Origin of the sequence: Rhodococcus sp. LB1, from assembly GCF_001583455.1 — a bacterium.
Lineage (GTDB): Bacteria > Actinomycetota > Actinomycetes > Mycobacteriales > Mycobacteriaceae > Rhodococcus_F > Rhodococcus_F opacus.
On the sequence record NZ_LTCZ01000031.1, the window covers coordinates 1 to 5673 of the forward strand.

7 protein-coding genes are annotated in these 5673 nt (G+C 66.9%); 1 reads left to right on the forward strand and 6 read right to left on the reverse strand.

The genetic code is table 11. From position 1 onward, the window contains the following. Window positions 1-38: 38 nt before the first annotated feature. Entirely contained in the window at window positions 39-1415 is a 1377-nt protein-coding gene (locus AZG88_RS05970) for an MFS transporter (protein WP_005252920.1), read from the reverse strand. Between the two features lie 192 nt (window positions 1416-1607). On the opposite strand from AZG88_RS05970, the gene AZG88_RS05980 reads away from it, so the two are divergent. Further along, window positions 1608-2234, forward strand: a complete 627-nt coding sequence (locus AZG88_RS05980) for a TetR/AcrR family transcriptional regulator (RefSeq protein ID WP_061697201.1) — start codon at window positions 1608-1610, stop codon at window positions 2232-2234. Window positions 2235-2241: 7 nt separating this feature from the next. Here AZG88_RS05980 and AZG88_RS05985 read toward each other — a convergent pair whose 3' ends face one another. The 5 genes from AZG88_RS05985 to AZG88_RS06005 form a co-directional block, all read right to left on the reverse strand. After that, on the reverse strand, window positions 2242-2880 hold the full coding sequence (locus tag AZG88_RS05985; protein ID WP_005252917.1) for a TetR/AcrR family transcriptional regulator: 639 nt from the start codon (window positions 2878-2880) through the stop codon (window positions 2242-2244). 1 nt (window position 2881) lies between these two features. Next, entirely contained in the window at window positions 2882-3874 is a 993-nt protein-coding gene (locus tag AZG88_RS05990) for a phosphotriesterase family protein (protein ID WP_005252909.1), read from the reverse strand. 80 nt (window positions 3875-3954) lie between these two features. Next, window positions 3955-4605, reverse strand: coding sequence for a formylglycine-generating enzyme family protein (locus tag AZG88_RS05995; protein ID WP_061042766.1), 651 nt, complete (start codon window positions 4603-4605; stop codon window positions 3955-3957). A 7-nt stretch (window positions 4606-4612) separates the two neighbouring features. Next, entirely contained in the window at window positions 4613-5014 is a 402-nt protein-coding gene (locus AZG88_RS06000; RefSeq protein WP_005252906.1) for a nuclear transport factor 2 family protein, read from the reverse strand. Beyond that, on the reverse strand, window positions 5011-5673 hold a 663-nt coding region (locus AZG88_RS06005; protein WP_331712239.1), incomplete at its 5' end, for an inositol monophosphatase family protein. The genes AZG88_RS06000 and AZG88_RS06005, both read right to left, overlap by 4 nt.

Below are 5673 nucleotides of genomic sequence, written 5' to 3' on the forward strand. Positions count from 1 at the left end.
CTGGGTCCCAGCCACCCCACGCCGCCTTGTAGTGCCGGTCAGTAGAACTGGGCGCCGGGCACGGCGGTGGGATCGTTCCGGACCTCGGCGGTGTTGGTCTCGCGCAGCTTCCACGCGCAGAGGAACGTGACCAGCCCCATCAGTGCGACGAAGACGGCGACGAACGTGGTGGTTCCGGTCTTGGCGATCAGCGCGGTCATGATGAACGGAGTGCCGCCGCTGACCGTGATCGCCGCCAGCTGGTACGCGAGGGAGGCCGCCGAGTACCGGACGTTGGGAGCGAACAGTTCACCCATGTACGCGGCGATCGGCCCGTATGTCATGGACTGGAAGACGCTGCCGACCGTGACGGCGATGAAGAACAGCAGCAGGTTCCGGGTGTTGATCAGCCAGAAGTACGGGAACGCCCACACGATGATCATCGCCGCGCCGATCAGGATCATCGGCCGGCGCCCGATCTTGTCGGACATGTGCCCGGACCACAGCACGACACCGACCGTGAGTCCGGCGCTGAGCAGCGAGATCGCGAGCAGGTCGTTGCGCTCGAGCCCCAGTTCCGCGGTGCCGTAGCTGAGCACACCGGCGATGGAGATGTAGAACAGGGAGTTGGTGGCGGCGAGCAGGCCGCAGCCGAGCAGGATCTTGCGCCAGTGTTCCTTGATCGCCTCCGTCAGCGGTGCGCGGACGACGGTCTTGTTCTTCTTCTGTGCCTCCTCCTGCAGGTCCCGGAATTCGGGGGTGTCCTCGACCTTGGTCTGGATGTAGAGCACGACCGGGAACAGCAGTGCGCTCGCGAAGAACGGGATCCGCCAGCCCCAGCTGAGGAACGCCTCGTTCGAGATCGCCGCGGTGGCGCCGAGGAACACCAGGTTGCCGAGCAGGACGCCGAAGGAGACGCCCATCTGGCCGAAGGTCCCGGAGAATCCCCTGCGCTTCGGGCTCGCCGATTCGGTCAGCAGCAGGACGATCCCACCCCATTGACCACCGCACGCCAGGCCCTGGACGAACCGCAGGACCACCAGCAGGATCGGGGCCGCGACGCCGATGGTCGCGGCGCCCGGGAGGCAGCCGATGAGAAATGTCGCCAGTCCCATGAACAGCAGGCAGGTGACGACGGCCGGCTTTCGGCCGTACTTGTCGCCGAAGTGGCCGGCGACGAGTCCGCCGAGTGGGCGTGCGACGAAGCCCGCCCAGAACGTGCTGAACGAAAGCAGGGTGCCCATCAACGCCGACGAGTCGGGGAAGAAGACGTGGGGAAAGACCAGTGCCGCAGCGGTTCCGTACAGGAAGAAGTCGTACCACTCGATCGAGCTGCCGACGAGTCCCGCCGCAAGCAGTTTCCGATGCGCACGCTTGCGCGAGACGGCTGTGTCGCCGGCTGCGTCCTTACTCGGCTGCACCGCGGATGTAGTCATCCGATCACTCCTCGAGATAGGTCTTCGTATGGATGTGGGAGTCAGATTTTTCAGAACATGACGCCAACTTCAAGTCAGTGAGCGCTTGCTTAGTGTGTTTGAATAGCTGTGTGATGTCAATCACTCGAGGGGATTGATCTTGCCGGATCCCGCCGATGCGGACGAAGCTCGATACGGCGGAGAGGACCACCGATGACCGAACTGCGAGACGACGTGTCCGCGACCGAGGAGCCGAGCCCTGGTCCGCCGACATCCGAGGAACGCCTGCTCCGGGCGGCGACGACTCTGTTCTCCGACAAGGGTTTCGAAGCCACCCGCACGAGGGACATCTCCACCACGGCCGGGATGAGCCCCTCCGCGATGTACGTGCACTTCCCCTCCAAGGAAGATCTGCTGTTCCAACTCGTCCGCCGGTCGAACGAGCGCGCGCTCGCGCTGGTGCTGAAGGCCGTGGCGCCGTTCACCGACCCCATCGACCGCGTCCGGGCACTGGTCCGCGAATTCAGCATCATGCACGCCCGGAACTTCCGGCGCGCGCGCATCGCCCAGTACGAGAGCAGGCATCTCGCCCCCGAACACGGCGAGGTGGTCGCCGAGACCCGGCTCCAGATCCGGGTCGCGGCAATTCGAGAGGTGCAGAACGGGATCGATCAGGGGGTGTTCCTGATCCCCGACCCCCGTGTCGCGGTCCTCGCGATCATGTCGCTCGCGGTGGACATCTGCCGGTGGTACAGCCCCGACGGCGAATTCACGCCGGAGGAACTGGGCGACATCAACGCCGACCTCGTTCTGCGCATCCTCCACGCACCCGGCTACTGACGGCCCCTCACACGCGGTCGGGGACGCGCAGCGCGTTCGTCCACATCCGCGCGAGTCCGGCGGTCAACTGCTCGAACGTGAGCGATCGCCGCTCGCTCGGCGGTCCGACGAAATAGCTGTAGGCCATCCTTCCGACCATGGCGGACAACGCCTTCGACGTCAGCATCGGGTCGAGCGAGGCGTCGGCGAGACCGCGGTCCTGCAGATCGGCGATCGCCCGCGCGTTGCGCCGGTAGAACGTCTCGTCCCGCGAGCGTTCCAGTTCGCGGAATGCGGGGTCGACGTGCGCGACCTGCTCGAGCAGGGCCAGCAGTCGCGCATTCCGGCGGCACGCGTGCAGGTAGGCGCGGATGCTCGCCTCCACGACCGCGTGCACGTCGCCTTCGTCCGCGACCCGTCCCATGCCCGGATGCAGCAGGTCGTTCTGCGTCACCTCGACGACCGCCGCGAACGCCTCTTCCTTGTTGGTGAAGTAGGTGTAGAACGATCCGGTCGAGAGTCCGGCCTCCTTGCTGATGTCGACGAGACGGGCGTCGAGGTACCCCTCGCGCTCGAACACCACCCGGGCCGCCGCGACAAGACGATCGCGGGTGCGGACGCCCCGGGCCGTGACCGGTGGTGTGGGTGCAATTCGCGGGCGCGACATGTCAGTACGGGTCGACGTTCTCGAAGTATCGCCGAGGCACCTCGACCAGCATCTCGGTGATCATCTTCTCGGTGACACCCCGCTCGCGGACGTAGGGCAGCACGTCGTTCTCGATGTGCAGGTAGTGCCACTGCGGGAGTGCCGCCATCAGGTTGGGGTCGATCCAGTCGATGTAGCAGGAGGCGTCCTGCGACAGGACCATCTGCCCCGCGAATCCCCGGCGGCACATCTCGACGAGGGTGTCGGCGCGGGCTTCGAACGTCGTCTCCAGGTTGATCCCGAACCGGTCCATCCCGAGGACGAAGCCCGCCTCCGCGAGGCTGGTCAGATGCTCGATGTCGGTGCTGTCTCCGCTGTGGCCGAGAACGATCCGGTCCGGCCGCACCCCCTCCTCGTCGCACATCACGCGTGTGACGTGCAATCCGGCCTCACTGCCGGGGTGAGTGTGCACGGTGATGGGCACGCCGGTGCGCCGATGCGCCTTCGCGACGGCCCGCATCACCCGCTCGACACCGGGCGTGGGCCCCTGGTGGTCGATCGCGCACTTGAGCAGTCCCGCGCGGACCCCGGTGTCGGCGATCCCCTCTTCGATGTCCTTCACGAACATGTCCACCATCGGGTCGGGGACCTCGGCCCCCACGATCGCGTCCAGAGCCGGACCGCGGTAGTGGAAGAAGAACGGCACGTCGTCGTAGGTGTACAGCCCTGTTGCGGCAACGATGTTCAGCTCGGGAAGCTGGTCCGCGACCCGCTGGATGCGCGGGATGTACCGGCCGAGGCCGACGACGGTGGGGTCGACGATGGTCCGGACACCCTGCTCCGCCAGCGCGCGCAGCTTGGTGACCGCGTCGGCGACCCGCTCGTCCTCGCTCCCCCACTCGTCCGGGTAGTTCTGTTGCACGTCGGGCGTCAGCACGAACACGTGCTCGTGCATGTACGTGCGTCCGAGTTCGGCGCTGTCGATCGGCCCGCGGACCGTGTTGACCTGGCTCATGCAGACTCGCCCTCTCCGGATGTGACCGTCGTCATACTCCCGAGCTCAGCCTAGAGCTAACTTGAACCTGACGTCAACATTTAGTCAGGAGTGAATGCACCGCGGGCGAGACGGAATCCGACGTCGTCGATGCGGTAGGTCGGGTGACTGCGCCGCCGCACGGAGGCACGGCAACTCCAGTGCTCGTCGAACCACCCACCGCCGCGCAGGACCCGGTACGTGCCGTACACCTCGGGGTCGTACAGATCCCAGCACCACTCCCACACATTGCCCAGGGTGTCGTGCAGGCCCCACGCGTTCGGCTGCTTCCCGCCCACGTCCCGCGACCGGCCGTCGGAGTTGCCTCGGTACCACGCGATCGCGTCGAGCGGGCCGTACCGCGGACCCGTGGTGCCCGCCCGGCAGGCGCGTTCCCATTCGGCCTCCGCCGGAAGCCGGTACCCGTCGGCCATGGTGTCCCACACGACGTCGTCGCCGGTCACCCTGTAGGCGGCGGCGAGCCCGGCGCGCTCGGACAGGGTGTTGCAGAACAGGATCGCGTCCCGCCACGACACTCCGTCGACCGGCAGCCGCGTTCCCCGCGTGGTGCCCGGCCACTCGCCGGTGATGTCGGCGTACTCCCCCTGCGTCACCGGATGGACGGCGATCCCGAAGGCGCCCAGCTCGACGCTCCAGCTGCGGGTGGTTCGGCGATCCGACAGCGTGACCCGCCCGGCCGGGACGGCGATCATCGGGCCGCTATCCACCGCCGGCAGCAGCCTGGATCGGTGCCATGTCGAAGTAGTCGCGCCAGGTGGTGATCTTGCCGTCGGTGATCTCGAAGACACCGACGACGGGCAGTTCGACGACGTTGCCGTTCAGCGTGAACACGTCGATCCGCTCGTTCATCACCACGCCGCTCGATTCCTCGGCGTTGGGGCTCTGCCCGCCGTCGGTGACCTGCCGGTGCACACGGAAGTCGATGCCGCCGAAGGCCGCGATGAAGCCGGCGACGAACTCGCGGATCGCGTCACGACCGATGACGGGTTCCATCGGAATATTGTGATAGACGGCGTCTTCGGCGAAGTACTCCGCAATCTTCGCCGGATCGGGCTCGATCCACTCGGCACAGAATTGGGTGACCAGTTGATCCGGGGTCATCGGTTCTCCCTTTCGATCGCGGACGGTTCGATGATGGCCATGACGGACTGGATCGCCCCGGCCGGGATGTCGAAATGTTCCGTGATCCGGACGGACGTCACCTCGGTGGGCGTGGCCCCGAGGTCGAGCACGAACCGGGCCACCACGTTGTCGCCCCACTCGTGGAAGGAAAGTTCGCGCACGGCCTGGATGGCCTGATACTGCAGGCCGTTCTCGAGTTCGTCCCGGATGAAGGCCCCCGATTCGCCCGTGTGCTGACCGTTCTCCACCCGCCAGGCGTTGTCCGCGAGACGCACCTTGGTGGCGTCGTGGCTGACCAGTGCATCGATGTAGGCCCTGGCCATCGCGACCCGGCCGCTGTCGGCCGTGTCGGTGGCGTGTGTCGCGATCGCGGCGAGCAGCGGCCGAGCCAGCTCCGGCCGGCAGATCAGGAGGTCGGGCAGGTACGGGTGGGATTCGTTGTAGTCCAACGGGGTTCCGTCGATCCGTGAGCAGTGCAGGCCCGCGGCCTCGGCGACGCCGACGGGTGCGGCCGAGTCCCATTCCCACTGCCCGCCCGAGTGGATGTAGGCGTCCACGTCTCCGCGGAGCACCGCCATTGCCTTCGCTCCGGCCGAACCCATGGTGGTGACCTCGGCGCCGATCTCCGTCGCGACGGC

Bases quoted from the DNA above. Each gene is read 5' to 3' on its own strand.
- AZG88_RS06000 (WP_005252906.1), bottom strand. From the start codon at position 5,014: ATGACCCCGGATCAACTGGTCACCCAATTCTGTGCCGAGTGGATCGAG.
- AZG88_RS05980 (WP_061697201.1), top strand. From the start codon at position 1,608: ATGACCGAACTGCGAGACGACGTGTCCGCGACCGAGGAGCCGAGCCCT.
- AZG88_RS05985 (WP_005252917.1), bottom strand. From the start codon at position 2,880: ATGTCGCGCCCGCGAATTGCACCCACACCACCGGTCACGGCCCGGGGC.
- AZG88_RS05970 (WP_005252920.1), bottom strand. From the start codon at position 1,415: ATGACTACATCCGCGGTGCAGCCGAGTAAGGACGCAGCCGGCGACACA.
- AZG88_RS05995 (WP_061042766.1), bottom strand. From the start codon at position 4,605: ATGATCGCCGTCCCGGCCGGGCGGGTCACGCTGTCGGATCGCCGAACC.
- AZG88_RS05990 (WP_005252909.1), bottom strand. From the start codon at position 3,874: ATGAGCCAGGTCAACACGGTCCGCGGGCCGATCGACAGCGCCGAACTC.